The organism is Paenibacillus sp. ALE2 (genome assembly GCF_054113385.1).
Genome location: NZ_CM134213.1, coordinates 4,800,614 through 4,821,266, shown reverse-complemented (window position 1 = coordinate 4,821,266; position 20,653 = coordinate 4,800,614). Strand labels below are relative to the sequence as shown.

The window sequence follows — 20,653 nt, the reverse complement described above, 5'->3', positions numbered from 1 at the left end:
ATTTTCTTTTTACCAAATATCTATTTTGCGAGGAGAGAGACGGATGACACAGCAAGATGTTCAATTGTTTTCCTTAAGCCAGCCACAGCAACGTATTTGGTATACGGAGCTTTTGTATCCTCATCGGAACACTTCAACCATTATCGGTACTGTAAAAATCAGAGGAACTGTTCGTATAGATGCATTGCAGCAAGCAATGAACCGAGTGATTGCCCAAAACGATTCTTTCCGTATCAAAATCACTGCTCAGGATGGAATCCCATATCAATATGTAGAGCCGTTTACAGCGGAAAATATTGAAACGCTTCAAGTAACCCCGGAAGAAGCGAATGAATGGTTAAGGCGCCATAATCCACAACCGTTCTCATTGTTGGATTCGCAGCTGTACCGATTTGTTATTTTACAGCTAGGGGTAGAAGAAACCTGGTTCAATTTTAAAATGCATCATATTATTTCGGACGGCGTGTCCATGAATCAGGCCATTAATGAAATCACTGGACATTATATGGATATTGTGCATGGTACAGGTCAGGATGCACCGACCAAAGGCAATCCTTATCTAGAGTTTATTCAGGTAGAGCAAAGCTATGAGCAATCTGATCGCTATCAAAAGGACAAGACGTATTGGACGGAAAAGTTTGCTGATTTGCCAGAGACCACAGGCTTAAAATCATATAACCCGCTGACATTGAGCACAGCTGCACGCCGGGAGAGTTTTATACTGAAGCATGAATTGTATCGTGGTGTTACGGCTTTTTGCGAGGAACATAAAATCAGTATTTTCACGTTCTTCCTGGCGGCTCTGTATATTTATTTGCATAAAGTGACGGGTGAGCAGGACTTAACCGTAGGGACTCTCTATGCCAACCGTACGTCTAAGAAAGAAAAGGATACCATCGGCATGTTCGTCAGCACCGTGGCTACTCGTCTGTTGGTCGAACCGGAATCCGAACTGCTGGCCTTCTTGCAGGGTGTAGGGAAGGAGCAGGCGTCCATTTTGCGGCATCAGCGTTACCCGTACAACAAAATTATTCAAGATTTACGCGAACAGCAAAGTAGTCTGGACATCCAGCGTCTATTTGGGGCATCTATTCAGTACCGTACCTTGAGTTTCTCCCGTTTTGATGAAGCGATTCAGCAGGTGGATAACGATTTCTGCGGAGATACAGTGAATGACTTCGATATTCATATGGTTGAAATGCTGGATGACGATAGACTCGTATTATACCTGGATTATCGTACCGAGCTGTTTAGTGAGCAGGAAATTGCTCGAATTATTCAACAATTTTTGAGTGTGGCGGAGCATATGGTACAGGGCCCACACAAGCGGATAGAGGAATTGTCGCTGATCAGTGAGGAAGAACGGGCGCAAATCGTTGACGTATTCAATGCCACAGCAGTGGAATACCCACACGAAGCAGGCATTCATGAGCTGTTTGAGGAACAGGCGGCACGTACACCGAATCAGACAGCAGTTGTGTCTGACAACGCCCATTTAACTTATGGCGAATTGAATGTAAAAGCCAATCGGCTGGCTCACACGCTGCGCGGACACGGTGTTACCGCTGAGCGAACTGTAGGTATCGTTGCTGAGCGTTCCGTAGATATGATCGTCGGCATGCTGGCGATTCTCAAAGCGGGCGGCGCATATGTGCCGATTGACCCTGATTATCCGGCTGAACGTGTGCGCTACCTATTGGAAGATTCGGGAGCGGAGTTGCTGCTGGTGCAGCATGCGAAACAGCAACCGGAGGATTACACCGGAATTGTGCTGGATCTGAGCGATGCCGCTGTGTACGGGGCAGAGAATAATCAAGATGCAAATAACATACATGGGGAACAAAACGAAGCTAGTCATGCAGATTTTACCTATTATTCAAATCTGAAAAATGACCTTTTAAAGGAATCTTCTTCGTCTGTCGTAGACAGTACTACTGGAGCACATCCATTTGGTAATCGACTTGCCTATCTTATGTACACTTCGGGTACGACCGGACAGCCTAAAGGGGTTATGGTAGAACACCGCAATGTTGTGCGCTTGGTGAAAAATACAAACTATGCGCAACTGGGTGCTGACACGCGCATTTTGCAAACCGGCGCCGTTGTCTTTGACGCGTCCACCTTCGAAATTTGGGGTGCGTTGCTGAATGGAGGACAGCTTGTACTGGTAAGCCAGGATGTCATTTTGGATGTGCCGAAGCTCAAGGAAGCTGTCCGCAGCCATGGTATTACAACAATGTGGCTGACTGCGCCACTCTTTAACCAGCTATCCCAGCAGGATCTGGAGTTGTTCGAGGGGGTACAAGAACTGTTGGTCGGCGGTGATGTGTTATCCGTACCGCACATTAACCGGGTGCTGGAGGCTCATCCGTCCCTACGGATTATCAATGGCTATGGCCCGACGGAAAATACAACTTTTTCTACAACTCATGCGATTGCTGGCGTGCAATCGGAAGCAGTGCCGATCGGGCGTCCGATCCACAACTCCACGGCGTATGTCGTAGACCGTTCCATGCAACTTCAGCCTGTGGGGGCATGGGGTGAACTGATCGTCGGCGGCGACGGGGTGACACGTGGCTACCGGAATCGTCCTGATTTAACAGCTGAAAAGTTCATAGATAGTCCGTTCCGCAGTGGAGAGCGTTGCTACCGTACAGGCGATTTGGTTCGCTGGAATGAGGACGGGACGCTGGAATACAAAGGACGGATCGACGCGCAAGTGAAAATCCGGGGCTACCGGATTGAATTGGGCGAGGTGGAAGCGCAGCTGTTGAAGCTGGAGGCGGTGCAAGAAGCCGTCGTCATTGCACGTGAGGATGAGCAGGGACAAAAACAGCTTTGCGCATATGTGGTCACCCTTGCGGATATTACGGCAAGTGAGCTACGAAGCGCCTTGAGCCAGGAATTGCCAGGTTACATGGTGCCGTCGTATTTTGTACAGATGGAGCAATTGCCGTTGACACCGAATGGCAAGGTGGATCGGCGGGCGTTGCCACAGCCGGAGGGAAGCGTGGATTCCGGCGAGGATTATGTAGCCGCCCGTAATGAGGTAGAGCGGACATTGGTATCGGTATGGCAATCTGTACTGGGTATCGAACAGATTGGTGTACTGGATAACTTCTTCCATTTGGGAGGCGACTCGATTAAGGCCATCCAGGTGTCTTCGAGATTGCTGCAAAATGGTTACAAGCTGGAAATGAGAGAACTGTTCCAGTATCCAACGATTGCTGAGCTGAACGGACGGGTGCAGCGGGTGACCCGCGTGTCCGATCAAGGAGAAGTCAGAGGAAACGTGGCCTTGACACCGATTCAGCACTGGTTTATTGAACAGCAGCCATCTAATCCTGAGCACTATAACCAGGCTCTGATGCTGCACCGTGAGGATCGTTTGGACGAAACGGCGCTTCATCAAACATTGCAACGCATTGTCGAGCATCATGATGCTTTGCGCATCGTATTCCGCCAAAATGCAGAGGGTGGTTATGAAGCATGGAACCGTGGCGTGCAAGAAGGAGAGCTGTATAACCTCGAAGTGGTGGATTATACCCAGGAGTCTGACTTTGCCCATTTGCTGGAGAGCAAAGCTAGCGAAATTCAAAGTAGCATCCATCTACATGAAGGACCGCTGGTGAAGCTGGGTCTGTTCCGTTGCACCGATGGAGACCATTTGTTGGTAGCGATCCACCATTTGGTGGTCGACGGCGTGTCTTGGCGTATTTTGCTGGAGGATCTGGCATCCGGCTATGAACAGGCTTTACGGGGCGAGTCTGTCCGTTTACCGAATAAGACGGATTCCTTCCGCCTTTGGGCGGATCAGCTGTCAGCTTATGCGAACAGCACCGCTTTGGAGAAGGAACGTGCGTATTGGGAGCAGGTGGAGCGAGCTGGTGCTGTTCAACAGGCATTGCCTAAGGATTACACTCGAAAATCTCAGGCCAAACCACAGCTTCGCGATGATCGGACACTGACCGTAGCGTGGACGGTCGAAGAAACGGAACAATTCTTGAAACAAGCTCATCGGGCCTACAGTACAGAAGCAAACGACCTGCTGCTCACAGCTCTGGGTACAGCCGTTCAGGAGTGGGCAGGCATCGGTCAGGTGCTTGTGAATCTGGAGGGGCATGGACGGGAAGCCATTTTGCCGGATATGGATATTACGCGCACCGTCGGTTGGTTTACCAGCCAATTTCCAGTGGTCCTGGATATGGGCGAGGACCGGAATGTGGGACAGCGTGTCAAGAACGTCAAGGAAGGGCTACGCCGTTTGCCGCATAAAGGGATTGGATACGGAATTTTGAGATATCTTGCTGACAGGGCAGAAGAAGCCACTTTTGTGGCCGAGCCGGAAATCAGCTTTAACTATCTCGGCCAATTCGATCAGGATTTGAAGCAGAATGCATTCCGCATGTCTCCTTATTCCGTCGGAGCTTCCATGAGTGACACGTTGACCAAGCGGTACGCTCTGGATATCAATGGCATGATCACGGACGGTGCCCTGGAACTGACGATCAGCTACAGCAACAAAATGTTCATGAAAAAATCGATTAAAAAACTGGCTGATCTGCTGCAGGAGAGCTTGCGTGAGGTGTTGGCTCACTGTGTGGCCAAAGAGCTGCCGGAGCTGACCCCAAGCGACTTGTCCTTCCAAGGACTGACGGCTGTAGAACTGGATCATATTGTAGAGCAGACGGCTGCTGCGGGAGAACTGGAAAACATTTATTCGTTAACACCTATGCAAAAAGGCATCCTGTTCCATGGCTTCATGGAGCCGCAATCCGGGGCGTACTTTGAGCAGGCGACATTTGATCTGCAAGGCAGCTTCCAAGTGGAGGCTTTTGCCGAAAGCCTCAATCAGCTGGTGGGTCGCCATCAAATATTCAGAACGAATTTTTATAGTGGCTGGAATGAGCAGCCTTTACAGGTAGTGTACCGTCATAAAGCGGCTGGATTCCGGTTTGAAGATATACGTTCAATGGGACAAGAAGAGCAGGACGCATACCTTGCTGATTTTGCCGAGCGCGACAAAGCCGAAGGCTTTCATTTCAGCTCCGGCGAGCTGATGCGGGTGTCCATTTTACGTACAGGTGAGGAGTCGTACCGTTTTGTGTGGAGCTTCCATCATATTTTGATGGACGGCTGGTGCTTGTTCCTGGTTGTCGGGGAAGCGTTTCATACGTACTTTGCCATCCTTGAAGACCGCAAGCCGGAGCTTGCCCCGGTAACGCCATACAGTGAATATATTGAATGGCTGGATCGACAGGACAACGCGGAGGCAGAACGGTTCTGGAGCGATTATTTTGCGGGCTTTGAGCAGCAGACCGTATTGCCGCAGGTCAAACAGCTGGACGGTCACGCTAAAGCATATGAAGCGGACAAGCTTTCATTTACACTGGGCCGTGAAGTGACGGAGCGGATGAACAAGCTGGTTAAGCAGAAGCAAGTGACAGTCAATACATTCCTGCAAGCAGCGTGGGGCGTTGTGTTACAGCGGTATAACAATAGTCGGGATGTGGTATTTGGCAGTGTCGTATCCGGCAGATCAGCAGATATTCCGGGCATCGACAAAATGATTGGGTTGTTCATTAATACGGTTCCTGTACGAGTTCACAGTGAGAAAGAGATGACATTTGCTGGGCTGATGAAGCAGCTTCAGGAGCAGGCACTGGCTTCCCGTGCCTATGAAACCTATCCGTTATATGAAATTCAGGCCCTGACCGAGCAGAAGCAGGACCTGGTGAACCATATTATCGTGTTTGAAAACTACCCCGTGGAACAGCGCATGGAGCAGATGGGTAGCCGCGGGAACAATGGCTTTACGATTGCCAATGCTTCCATGTCAGAGCAAACAAACTATGATTTCAACATCACCGTGGTGCCAGGCGATGAAATCCATGTCCATTTGGAGTACAACGCGCAGGTGTTGGAACGTACAGCTGTAGAGCAAATCCGTGAGCATTTGCTGCATATGATTGAAGAAGCGATTCACCGACCAGATGCACTGGTGGATGAGCTTGAGCTGGTGACTGCTGCGGAAAAAGCGAAAATCATCGATGGTTTTGGATCAGTAGGCGTAGCTGCATGGAGTGATGAAAAGGAATCGGAATTGTTGTTCCACGCCTATGTGGAAGAACAAGCGCAGCTTGTGCCGGATCATGTGGCCGTTGTATACGAGGGGCGGCAGCTTACGTACCGCGAGTTGAACGAGCGCGCGAACCAACTGGCCCGTAGATTGCGAAATGAAGGCATTGGACGCGAGTCCATTGTGGGCATTTTGAGCGAACGCTCGGTGGATATGCTGGTCGGCGTACTAGCGGTATGGAAGGCTGGAGGCGCCTATGTACCGCTGGATGCAGACTATCCATCCGAACGGATCCGCTTTATGCTGGAGGACAGCGGTGCGACGGTGCTGCTCACGCAAACCGGTTTGCAGGAGCGTGCACAAGTATGGCTCGAGGAAAGCCGGCGGGCCTTGGTCGGAGGACCGACGGAGGGCGAACTGGAAACAGCGGCTGGCGTTGAAATGATGGAAAGAGACAACCGGAACGAAAGTTTGAGCTTGAAAGCAGATTCGAAGTCTGACAGCGAAGCAGCATCCGAACCGGTAACAGGGCTGCGTTTGCATACTGTATTGGCACTTGACGATGAGTCGCTGTATACCGGAGATGTCACAGACGTCGATCACATCAACGAGCCGCAAGACTTGGCGTATGTGATCTATACGTCCGGTACAACGGGACGTCCAAAAGGCGTCATGATTGAGCATCGCAGCTTGGTGAACACGGCTGCGGCCTATCGCCGGGATTACCGTCTGAACCAGTTCCCGGTACGTCTGCTGCAACTGGCCAGCTTCTCCTTCGACGTGTTCGTCGGCGATATTGCACGGACGCTCTATAACGGAGGCACGATGGTCATCTGTCCGAAAGACGACCGGATTGATCCAAGCCGTCTATATGGCTGGATTCGCGATTATCAAATCACCGTGTTCGAATCGACTCCAGCTCTGATCGTACCGTTTATGCAGCATGTGCATGAACACGGGCTGGACATGAGCAGTCTGGAACTGCTGATCACGAGCTCAGATAGCTGTAGCGTGACGGACTACCGAGTGCTGCAAGAACGGTTTGGTGCGGACATCCGCATCATCAACAGCTATGGCGTCACGGAAGCGGCGATCGACTCCAGCTTCTACGACGAAGAGCTGTCGAAGCTACCAAGCAGCGGGAATGTGCCGATTGGTCAGGCATGGCTGAACGCACGCTTCTACATCGTGGACAGCCAGCTGAATCCGGTGCCGATCGGCGTACTGGGCGAGCTATGCATCGGCGGCATCGGGGTCGCACGGGGATACCTGAACCGTGCGGACCTGACGGCGGAGAAATTCGTAGCGAACCCGTACGTACCGGGTGAACATTTGTATCGCACCGGCGATTTGGCACGGTGGATGCCAGACGGCAATGTGGACTTTATCGGCCGGATGGACTATCAGGTCAAAATCCGGGGCTACCGGATTGAACTAGGCGAGATTGAAACGGCGATCCAGCGGGTACCGGGTGTGCGTCAAGCCGTAGTCATCGACCGGACGGACGAGCGTGGACACAAGTATTTGTGTGGATACATCACGGGAGAAGCCGAGCTGCGGATCGAGGAAGTACAGGCAGCACTGGAAGCCGGACTGCCAGCGCACATGGTGCCAGCACGGCTCATGCGACTGGAGACGATCCCGCTGACCAGCAACGGCAAAATCGACCGCAAGGCTTTGCCGGAACCGGAAGGCAGCATTCATACCGGAGCAGCCTATGTGGAACCGCGTACTACGGTGGAGCAAGTACTGGCTGCGGTATGGGCCGCAGTGCTTGGCGTGGAGGCCGTAGGCACGCAGGATAACTTCTTCGAGCTGGGCGGCGATTCGATCAAAGCCTTGCAAGTATCCTCCCGCTTGCTACAAGCAGGTTATCGACTGAACATGAAGGATCTCTTCAGCTACCCGACGGTAGCGGCACTCAGTCCGTTGCTTCGTACCGATGGCAAGGTGGCCAGTCAGGAAGAGGCAGTAGGCCAGGTGGAACTAACACCTATTCAGCGCTGGTTCTTCGAGCAGCAGCCGGCTGATCTGCACCACAGCAACCAGGCGATGATGCTGTACCGAGCTGGGGGCTTTGACGTCGATGCATTGCGCCGTACGATGGACCGTATGGTCCAGCATCATGACGCACTGCGCACGGTATTCCGTAAGACGGAGCAGGGCTATGTCGCTTGGAACCGCAGTGTAGAGGAAGGCGAGCTATACACGCTTGATATTGTAGATTTCAGCGGAGTGGAAGACGAATCTGCCGCTGTTGAAGCTAAGGCGAGTGAAATTCAAGCCAGCATTCATTTGAGCGCGGGTCCACTGGTGAAGCTCGGTCTGTTTCATTGTGCTGAGGGCGACCATGTATTAATCGTCATTCATCATTTGGTGGTGGACGGTGTATCGTGGCGTATTTTACTGGAGGATTTGGCATCTGGTTATGAGCAGGCAGTTGCAGGTCAAACCGGCACAGCTATTCGGCTGCCGCATAAAACAGATTCGTTCCAGGTATGGGCCAAACAGCTGTCAGCCTATGCCAACAGTGCGACGATGGAGCAGGAGCTGGCCTACTGGCAGCATATCGAACAAGCAGAAGCAAGCCTCGCGAAGCCTTTGCCGAAGGATTTTGCAAATGATAATGCACGGCTCGGAGACAGTGAGATGGTGACGGTCCGCTGGACGAAGCAGGAGACTGAGCAGCTGCTCAAACAAGCTCATCGTGCGTACAACACGGAAATGAATGACCTGTTGCTGGCGGCGCTTGGAAAAGCGGTGTATGACTGGTCGGGTTCCGAACGGGTACTGGTCAATCTGGAGGGCCATGGACGGGAAGCCATTGTACCGGATGTGGATATTACGCGTACGGTCGGCTGGTTTACAAGCCAGTTCCCGGTTGTCCTGGATGGAAGTCTGGGACAAGGGGGACATACTGCTCGTCTGATCAAGCGGACCAAGGAAGGGCTGCGTCATATTCCGCAAAAAGGCATCGGATATGGCATTTTACGCTACCTGTCGGGTCTAAATGTGCTAGAGAAAGCAGGCGTGCAGTTACAGGCTCAACCTGAAATCAGTTTTAACTATTTGGGCCAATTCGATCAGGATTATAAAGGCAACGATTTACAGCCTTCATCCTATTCCATCGGTGTGCCTGTCAGCACGAACGCGACTATGGATTTTGCGCTGGATATCAACGGATTAATCGAGGATGGCGAGTTGGTGTTCACGATCCGCTACGGTACAACGCAGTTCCGTCATGAAACGATTGCACGGCTGGGAGAACTGCTGGCATCTGGCTTGCGTGAGGTGATTAGCCATTGTGTTGCCCAAGAAAGAACAGTGCTGACCCCAAGTGATGTGCTGTTAAACCATGTAACGCTGGACGAGTTGGAGCAATTGGTGGAAGATACGCGAGATCTGGGCGAGCTGGAAAATGTGTATGCTTTGACGCCGATGCAAAAGGGCATGCTCTTCTTCAGTCTAATGGATGAGAGCTCGGCGGCTTATTTTGAGCAAGCATCCTTTGAGCTGAATGGGCGTTTTGATGTGGTTACTTTCGGCAAGAGCTTGGATCTGCTCGTACAGCGTCATGAGGCCCTGCGGACGAACTTTATCAACTCATGGAAGGATGAGCCTGTACAGGTCGTCTTCCGCCATCGCAGCGGACAATTATATTATGAAGACCTGCGCGGATTAGAAAAAGAGGAACGAGAAGCTCGGGTGGAAGCTTTTGTTATCGAGGATAAAGCAAAAGGTTTCCATCTCGCAGAGGATGCACTCCTTCGTATCTCCATCCTACAAACCGGGGATGAAACGTATCACTTTATTTGGAGCTTCCATCACATTTTGATGGATGGCTGGTGCTTGTCCTTTATGACCCAGGAAGTATTCGGTAGCTATCTGGCCCTGCGTGCGGGTCATGAGCCCGTGCTGGAGCCTGTCACGCCGTTCAGTCGTTTTATCGAATGGCTGGAACGTCAGGACCGTGAGGCAGCCCTGCAATACTGGCGTGGGTATCTGGCGGACTACGAGCAGCAAATTACGCTTCCGCAGCAAAAAGCACAGCCGAAATCGATGCAAGCCGGGGAATATATCGCTGAAGATCTGGATTGCGAATTCCAGCCAGAGCTGGTTGACCAGATCGAACGGGTGGCGAAGCAAAATCAGGTGACGATCAACACGCTGATTCAGACCGTATGGGGCGTTCTGTTGCAGAAGTATAACAACAGTACGGATGTCGTGTTCGGCAGTGTTGTATCCGGCCGTCCAGGGGATATTCCAGGTGTGGAGCACATGATCGGGCTATTTATCAATACAATTCCAGTGCGTGTGCAGTCTGAACCAGGCGAAAGCTTTGTTGAGCTGATGAAACGAACACAGCGGCAGGCGCTGGCTTCCAATGCCTACGATGCGTTCCCGCTGTATGAAATTCAAGCGCTGACCGAGCAGAAGCAGGATTTAATCAACCATATTATGATATTTGAAAATTACCCGGTGGAGCAGCAGGTAGAGCAACTGGGCAGTGATGGACAGGATCCCTTCACAATTTCAAACGTGGTGTCTACAGAGGAAACCAACTACGATCTGAACGTTGTCGTGATGCCAGGTGAAGGCATCAAGATTCGTTTTATGTATAACACGCTCAGCTTTGATCAAGCAGGTATTGAGCGTCTGTATGGACATTTTGTACGCCTGCTGGAGCAAATTTCGCTCAACCCGCATGTTCGGGTGGAAGAGCTGGAACTACTCACAGCAGCGGAAAAACAACAGATTACAGCGGCTTTTAATGATACCGCTTGTACATTTCCGTCTCATCAGACGATCCATCAGCTGTTCGAGGCTCAGGTGGAGTGTACACCAGATCAGGTGGCATTGGTATTTGGACATCAGCGTCTGACGTATCAGGAGCTAAATGAACGGGCGAATTCGCTGGCACGAGTGCTTCAAGCACAGGGAGTAGGACCTGACAAACTGGTCGGTCTGATGGTACAGCGCTCCGTGGAAATGATCGTAGGTCTGCTGGCCGTGCTAAAAGCAGGTGGTGCTTATGTGCCGATTGATCCCGAATTTCCGTCCTCACGCATTGCATACATGCTGGAAGACAGCGAGGCCGCAGTGCTTCTGACCCGTCGTGATTTAGCAGAAGAGCACCATTGCCACGCCAATGCCCTATTTCTTGAGGATGCAGCATTGTATCAGGGAGAAAGCAGTAACCTGGAATCGATCTCCAGCCCAGAGCATTTGGCTTACGTCATCTATACCTCTGGTTCAACCGGAAATCCGAAAGGAGTTATGCTCCAGCATCGCTCCGTCCTCAACTTTATCACAGGGATGCGCGAAGTCATTGACTTTGAAACGAGCCAAACGATGTTGTCACTCACGACCATTTCTTTTGATATTTTCATCTTGGAGACGATCCTGCCACTGCTAGGTGGAATGACGGTGGTGCTTGGCGACCACCAGCATCAGGTGAATCCTCAAGCGCTGGGTGAATTGATTGCTCATCATCATATTGAGATGTTGCAAATGACGCCGTCCCGGTTGCAAATGCTGCTGGGTCATGAAGCAGGTTCCCGGGCGCTGCAAGGCGTGAAGGCCATTATGGTGGGGGGCGAAGCCCTGCCGTCCAAGCTGCTTGCAGCACTGCAAGAAATAAACGGTCCCCGTATTTATAACATGTACGGACCTACAGAAACGACGGTGTGGTCGACCGTGCAGGAACTGACCCATGCTCAACAAATTAACATCGGACGTCCTATCGCGAATACCCAAATATATATCCTGAATGCGAATGGGGAATTGCAGCCCGTCGGTGTGCCGGGTGAGTTATGTATTGCCGGGGAAGGCTTGGCTCGCGGGTACTGGAAACGTGAAGAACTGACGGCCGAGAAATTTGTAAATCATCCGTTCGCTGGTGACAAGGCAGGCCATGAGCGAATGTATCGTACAGGCGATTTGGCGAGATGGATGCTGGACGGTAACATTGAATATTTGGGCCGGATGGATCACCAGATTAAAATCCGGGGCTACCGGATCGAACTGGGCGAGATCGAATCGCAGCTGCTGCAGGTGGAGTCCGTACAAGAAGCAGTCATCATGGCCCGCACGGACGAAACAGGTCAAACCCAGCTCGTGGCGTACTACGTGGCAAGTCAAGAGCTTGGAGCTAATGAGTTGAGACAAAAGCTGGGACAAAAGCTGCCAAGCTATATGGTGCCGTCGTATTTCATCTGGTTGGAGCAGATGCCGCTGACACCGAACGGCAAAATTGACCGCAAGTCCCTGCCAGCACCGGAAGGCAGTCTGCACAGCGGTGCAGAGTATGCAGCGCCACGTACGGTAGCAGAACGAGCACTCGTAGCGATCTGGCAGTCCATCCTGGGCGTGTCAACTGTCGGGATTTTGGACAATTTCTTTGATCTGGGCGGCGATTCGATCAAGGCGATTCAAATCGTATCGCGTGCGTTCCAGGCAGGCTACAAGCTGGACATGAAAGATTTGTTCCGCTACCCAACCGTCGCAACACTGGCACCGCATATGCACGAGGTAAGTCGTAGGGTAGATCAGGGAGAAGTGAGCGGGGAAACAACTTTGTCTCCCATCCAGCATGGGTTCTTTGCCCAAAAGCAAGTAGACGCACATCACTTTAATCAGGCGGTGATGCTGCACCGGAAGCAAGGGTTTGATGAGTCCGCTTTGCGTCAGGCACTTGGCAAACTCACAGCGCACCATGATGCACTGCGGATGGTGTTCAGCAAGACCGAGCAAGGCTATGAAGCCTGGAACCGCGGAGTACAGGAAGGTGAGCTGTATCACCTGGACGTGGTGGACTTTACGAACTTGACGGATGAAGCCATGCTCAGCGCAGCCATGGAGGCGAAAGCTAGTGAAATTCAAAGCAGTATCCAGCTGCATGAAGGACCGCTGTTGAAGGCTGGTTTGTTCCACTGTGCAGATGGGGACCATCTGTTGATGGTAATTCACCATTTGGTCGTGGACGGGGGATCATGGCGCATTTTGTTCGAAGATTTAGCTGTAGCCTATGAACAGGCCATCCGTGAAGAGACGCTCCAGTTACCGGACAAAACAGATTCATTCCGTTCCTGGTCACAAAAACTTTCCGTCTATGCGAATAGTGCAGCCATGGACAGCGAATACGCCTACTGGAAGCAATGGAACGCTGCTGCTTTGGCTGACCAAGTACGTTTGCCTGAGGATCAAGCGGAGGCCGAACCGTTTACCTTGGCTGACACGGATACCGTGGTCTTCCAGCTTACGGAAGAAGAGACAGAAAAACTATTGAAGCAAGCACACCGCGCGTACAACACGGAAGTGAACGATTTGCTGCTGACTGCACTAGGCATGACGCTGTACACGTGGACGGGCCATGAACGCAGTCTGATTCATTTAGAGGGACACGGACGGGAGAACATTTTGCCGGATACAGACATTTCTCGTACGGTAGGCTGGTTTACGAGTCCATATCCGGTGCTGCTGGATATCGGTCGTGGTCATGCTTTGTCGGATCGAATCAAACAGGTCAAAGAGAGCCTGCGTCAGATTCTGAATAAGGGAATGGGCTACGGAATCTGGAGATATTGGAGTGAATCTGGTCAAGCGATTCAGCAAGCAGATGTACTGAACCTTGGTCAACATCAAGCTTTTGCCGAGCCACAAGTAAGCTTTAACTATCTCGGACAGTTGGATCAAGACTTGCCAAACAGCGATATCCGGATGTCTCCTTACTCGATGGGATCGGTCATTAGTGACCGGACGAAGATGAAATATGCGCTCGATGTGAGCGGGATTGTCACGAACGGCATCCTGGAATTCGACATTCGGTATAACGGCAAAGTCTTCCGTAAGGATACGGTCCAAATGTTAGTCAATCTGCTGAAAGCCAATCTGCTTGAAGTGATCGAGCATTGTGTGACACGGGAGCAGGCCGAATTGACTCCAAGTGATGTGCTGTTCAAAGGTCTGACCCTGGAGCAATTCGATACGATTAAGGAACAGACCAAGACGGTTGGGGAATTGGAAAATGTGTACCCATTGACCCCCATGCAAAAGGGGATGCTGTTCCACAGTTTGATGAATGCAGAAACAGGCGTGTATTTTGAGCAGGCAACCTTTGATCTTGAGGGCCACTTTGCACCGTCCATATTCGAGGAAAGCTTGAAGCTGCTGGTTAGTCGCCATGCGATATTACGGACGAATTTCTACAGCGGCTGGCATGGTCAACCCTTGCAAATCGTCTATCGTCATAAAGATTCGAGCTTCCGTTATGAGGATGTCAGAGGGCGTGAACAGGCTGTAGCTGAATTTGTGTCTCAGGACAAAGTCAGAGGCTTTGATTTAACCAAGGATGCGCTCATGCGAGTAGCTGTCTTCCGCACGGGTGATCGCTCGTACCGTTTTGTATGGAGCTTCCATCATATCGTAATGGACGGCTGGTGCCTGTCCCTGATGACGGATGAAGTGTTTGGTGCATATTTTGCCTTGCTGGAGAACAAGCAGCCAGAACTCGCACCTGTCAAGCCGTATAGTGACTATATCGAATGGTTGGAACATCAAGATGCACAGGAAGCAACCCGTTATTGGAGTGACTATTTGGCAGGTTTTGAACAGCAAACCTTGTTGCCTGGTGAGAGCGCGCAAGCTTCTGTAGTAGAACGGGATGAGGATACTAACGGAAGTGGTAACAGTTCAAATTCCGGCTATGTTTTGGAAAAGCTGCCATTTATGTTGGGTAAAGAACGAAGTGCCGCATTAAACCAAATGGCCAAGCAACAACATGTCACGATTAACACATTGCTGCAAAGCGTTTGGGGCGTTATTTTACAGAAATACAATAATCATCAGGATGTTGTGTTTGGTAGTGTGGTATCCGGTCGTCCTGCAGAAATTGCAGGTGTGGAGAGCATGATCGGTTTGTTTATCAACACGATTCCAGTACGCATATGCAGTGCACCGGATGCTACATTTGCTGACGTATTGCAGCGTACGCAGGAACAGGCTTTGGCCTCCAGTGTCTATGACACGTTCCCGCTCTACGACATTCAGGCACGGACTGAACAAAAACAAGACCTGATCAATCACATCATGGTCTTTGAAAACTATCCCATCGGGCAGCAGATGAAGCAGATGGGCGGTTCCGGCGAAGCGGACGCACACACAGGCTTCTCTATTGCCAACGTGGCACTTGCAGAGCAAACCAACTACGATTTTAACCTGATTGTCGTGCCTGATGAAGATATCTCTATTCTGCTTGAGTACAATGCGCTGGTGTATAACCGGTCTGCAATGGAGCGTATCCAAGGTCATATCGACCACGTCATCGGACAAATCGTGGAGAATCCGCATATCCGTGTGGATGAGCTGGCATTGGTAACGCCGGAAGAACAGGCGCAAATCGTACAGGTATGGGGAGATACGGCGGCAGCCTATCCGCAGGATCAGACGCTAAGCAGTCTGTTTGAGCAGCAGGCAGCGAATACACCAGAGCAAGTGGCGGTGTTGTGCGGAGCGGAGTCGTTGACCTACCGTGAGCTAAACGAGCGAGCGAACCGTCTCGCACGCACCTTGCGTTCGGAAGGGGTTAAACCAGATCAGCCTGTGGGTATTCTGGTTCACCGTTCACTGGACATGATCGTGGGCATCTATGCGATCCTCAAGGCGGGCGGGGCTTATGTGCCAATTGATCCGGAATATCCGGCTGACCGCATCCGCTTTATGCTGGAGGATTCGGGAGCGAAGCTGGTGCTGACACAATCACATCTGGCGGAGCAAGCGTCGCTGAGTTTCGACGGCCAGGTGCTGGTGCTGGATCGTCAGGAGCAAGATGGCAAGCACATTTATTACGAAGATGGCTCGAATCTGGAGCCCCTGGCCGGGCCGCATCATGTTGCGTACGTCATCTATACCTCTGGCTCCACGGGAAAACCGAAGGGCGTGATGGTGGAGCACCATTCCGTGCTGAACCGAATTTTGTGGATGCATAATCGGTACGGCTTGAGTGCGGAAGATACGATTCTGCAAAAGACCGCCTTCACCTTCGACGTGTCGGTGTGGGAGCTGTTCTGGTGGTCAATGGTCGGCTCGAAGGTAAGCCTGTTGTCCGTGGGCGGGGAAAAGAACCCAGAAGACATCGTGGACACGATTGCCCGTGATGGTGTGAGCACGATGCACTTTGTGCCCGCCATGCTGCATGCATTCCTGGAGTATGTGGAGCAGCAGCCGCGGGAAGTGATGCAGGCGAAGCTGGGCACGCTGCGCCATGTCTTTGCTAGTGGTGAAGCGTTGCCGCCACAGCATGTGGCCCGGTTCCAGCGGCTCGTGTCGAGCCTGGCCGGAGCGAAGCTAGTCAACCTGTATGGCCCAACGGAAGCAACGGTGGACGTATCGTACTTTGATTGCGAGCCGGATGAGGAATATGCAGTGATTCCGATCGGGAAACCGATTCAAAATATCCGTCTGTACATTGTGAAGGAAGGTACGGAGCAATTGCAGCCGATTGGAGTTGCAGGGGAGCTATGCATCGGCGGTGTCGGCGTAGCCCGCGGTTACCTGAACCGTCCGGAGCTGACGGCCGAGAAATTCGTAGCCGATCCGTTTTCGGGTGGTGAACCAGGATACGAACGGATGTATCGCACCGGCGATTTGGCGAGATGGATGCCGGACGGCAACATTGAGTATCTGGGCCGGATCGACCATCAGGTGAAAATCCGGGGGTACCGGATTGAACTGGGCGAGGTCGAAACGCAGCTGCTCCAAGTGGAATCGGTACGAGAAGCGGTGGTGATGGCTCGTACGGATGAAACGGGCCAAAAACAAATGGTCGCCTACTATGTTGCGGGGCAAGAGCTAGGAGCGAGCGAGCTGAGAAGTGAGCTGGGCCAAGAGCTGCCAAGCTACATGGTGCCATCGTACTTTGTACAGCTGGAGCAAATGCCGCTAAGTCCCAACGGCAAAATCGACCGCAAGGCCTTGCCGGCACCGGAAGGCAGCCTGCAAACCGGAGCCGATTATGCAGAGCCGCGTACGGTGCAAGAACGCGCTTTGGTCGCAGTCTGGCAGTCGGTACTGGGACTACAGACGGTCGGTATTTTGGACAATTTCTTTGATCTGGGCGGCGATTCGATCAAAGCCATCCAAATCGCATCCCGTGCGTTCCAGGCCGGCTATAAGCTGGACATGAAGGATTTGTTCCAATATCCGACAGTTGCAGCCCTGGCACCGCATATGCATGAGGTCCGTCGTATAGCAGATCAAGAAGAAGTGAGCGGGGAAACGGCGCTACTTCCGATCCAGCATTGGTTCTTTGCGCAGGAGCGCGAGCGTCCACAGCACTTTAATCAAGCGGTCCTGCTCTATCGCGCTGAGGGCTTTGAGGAGACGGCGGTTCGGAAGGCTATGGATCACCTCGTGAAGCATCATGATGCGCTGCGTGCGGTCTTCCGTCAGACTTCCGCTGGTTATACGGCTTGGACACGGGCTGTAGAGGAAGGCACGCTGTATACGCTGGAAACAGTGGACTACCGTAAACAGGAAAACTATGCGGAAGCGCTGGAAGCGAAGGCAACGGAAATTCAAAGCAGCATGGACCTGTCCGCAGGACCGTTGGTGAAGCTGGGATGGTTCCGTACAGCCGAAGGCGACCATCTGCTGATCGCCATTCACCACTTGGTGGTGGACGGAGTGTCGTGGCGGATTCTGTTCGAAGATTTCTCGACAGGCTACGAGCAGGCGAGCAAGGGTGAACCTGTACGATTGCCTTATAAAACAGATTCCTTCCAAACTTGGGCACAGGAGTTATCTTCTTACGCCAATCGTCCTGAGGCTGCCTCGGATGCGTCGTATTGGAAGCAGGTAGAGCAAGCCAAAGCTGCGATTGCTCCGCTGCCTAAGGATTTTGCCTACGAGGGCTCCTTAAACGCAGACAGCGAAGTGCTGACGGTAGAGTGGACCGAAGCTGAAACGCAGCAGCTGTTAAAGCAGGCCCATCGCGCCTATAACACCGAGGTCAATGATTTGCTGCTGACCGCGCTGGGACTGGCGGTGCACCACTGGACAGGTGCAGGCCAGGTGCTGGTGAACCTGGAGGGCCATGGCCGGGAAGCGATCCTGCCAGAGGTGAATATTACACGTACCGTAGGCTGGTTTACGAGCTTGTATCCAGTGCTGCTGGAGACCGGCAAGGAAATGACACTGGCTCAGCGGATTAAAGAAACGAAGGAAGGCTTGCGCCGGATTCCGCATAAAGGGCTGACCTATGGAACTTGGCGCTACTTGTCCCCTACGTTCGGATCAGGTGAATCGTGTGCGATTGCAGAACCGGAAATCAGCTTTAACTATTTGGGGCAGGTGGATCAGGATCTGCAAAACAGTGGAATCACGTTGTCGTCCTACCATGCAGGGGAGACAGAGGATGCCCATTCCCGCTTGCCGTACACGCTGGATTTAAACGCGATGATCTCGGAAGGCACGCTGCGTTTGACAATTGCTTACAGCCGTAAGCAGTATCGTAAAGAAACGCTGGAGCGTGTGGCGGGACTGCTGCAATCCGCTTTGCAAGAGATCATTGCGCATTGCACCGCTCAGGAACAACCGGAACTGACGCCAAGTGATGTATCCTTCAAAGGCTTAACGACTGGAGAGCTGGAACAGATTGCGGAACAGGCGGCACATATTGGTGAGCTGGAAAATGTATACGCACTGACGCCGATGCAAAAGGGGATGCTCTTTTACAATCTGATGGATTCGCAATCGGGAGCGTATTTTGAACAGGCCTCCTTTGATCTGCGAGGGCATTTTAATATCGCTGCATTTGCGGCCAGTCTGGATGTCTTGGTGCAGCGGCATACGGTACTGCGCACGAACTTCTACAGCGGCTGGAAGGATGAACCGCTTCAGGTTGTGTACCGGAATAAGCGCAGTGAACTGTATGTTGAGGATTTGCGGGATATGGAGGAAGAGCAGCAAAACGAGTACATGCTCGAATTTACACGTAAAGACAAGCAAAGAGGTTTTGATCTAGCAAAAGACGCCTTGATGCGTGTCGCTGTGTTGCGCACAGGTGAGGATACGTACCGTTTTGTATGGAGCTTCCATCATATCGTGATGGACGGCTGGTGCTTGTCACTGGTGACAAACGAAGTGTTTGCAAGCTATTTTGCGATCCTGGCTCATAAACAACCGAAACTGGCCCCTGTAACCCCGTACAGTCAATATATCGAATGGCTGGAGCAGCAGGATCGTCAGGCCTCATCAAGTTATTGGAGCAAGGTTCTGGATGGATATGAGGAGCAGTCCCGTTTGCCACAGGCAAAAATCCAGGGCAAAACAGGGTATCAGGCGGAGCGTCTGGATTTTGATTTGGGCGTAGAGCTAACAACTGGTATTCAGCGTATAGCCAAGCGTTATCAGGTGACCATCAATACGTTGATGCAGACCGTTTGGGGCCTTTTGCTGCAAAAATATAATGGCACCGATGATGTCGTGTTTGGCAGCGTGGTATCTGGACGTCCGGCAGACATTCCGAACGTGGAGCATATCATTGGTCTGTTTATCAATACGATTCCGGTGCGTATCCGCAGTCAAGTGGACAATCTATTCTCCGACGTGATGAAGCAAACCCAGGAGCAATCGATTGCTTCCCATGTGTATGATACGTATCCGCTGTATGAAATTCAGGGGCTGTCAGAGCTTAAGCAGGATTTGATTAATCATATTCTTATTTTTGAGAATTATCCGGTCGAGGAACAAATCGAGCAATTAGGTAGCGGTGAGGCGTCCAGCTTCACCATCACAGGAGCCGAGTCTGTCGAGCAGACCAACTATGACTTTAACGTGGTAGTGCTGCCGGGGAATACCATTCACATGAGCTTCGGGTATAATGCCCTGGCCTTTGAACGGGAAAGCGTAGAGCAAATTCGAGGTCATCTGGTGCAGCTGCTGGAGCAAGTGACAGCGAATCCAGACATTCGCGTGTGTGAGCTGGATATGGTTACGGTGCAGGAGCGCGAGCAAATCGTTGAGGTCTGGGGCAATACAGCGGCAACCTATCCAAGCGAGCAAACGATTCACGGCTTGTTCGAGGCGCAAACGGCGCAGACACCGGAGCAGACAGCCTTATTCTTTGAAGGAGAGACGCTGACTTATCGTGAGCTGAATGAACGCGCCAATCAATTGGCTCGTACCTTGCGCAGTCAAGGCGTGACGAAGGATCGTCTGGTGGGTCTGATGACTGAGCGCTCGGTGGACATGATCGTGGGCATCTTTGGGATTTTGAAGGCTGGGGGCGCCTATGTTTCTATCGATCCAACCTATCCGGAGGAACGTATCCGCTACATGCTGGACGACTCGGGAGCGAAGCTACTGTTAACACAAAGCCATCTGGTAGACAAAGTCGCGTTTGACGGCCACATGCTGGTGCTAGATGGTGAGCAAACGGTGTATCACGAGGATGGCTCCAACCTGGAGCCGGAGTCCGGCCCGAATGATTTGGCGTATGTGATTTATACGTCAGGGACGACGGGGCAGCCGAAGGGCGTGATGTTGGAGCACCATGGGCTGTGCAATCTGAAAACG

General features: G+C 51.9%; 1 protein-coding gene (only partly in view). It reads left to right on the top strand.

The window, feature by feature from the left end:
* The first annotated feature begins 43 nt into the window (after positions 1-43).
* Positions 44-20,653, top strand: the start of a protein-coding gene (locus ACXHJ1_RS20575) for a non-ribosomal peptide synthase/polyketide synthase (RefSeq protein WP_457905148.1). Its footprint extends 21,783 nt past the window's final position; 20,610 of the gene's 42,393 nt are visible here — the first part of the coding sequence; its start codon is at positions 44-46; its stop codon lies off the right edge, out of view.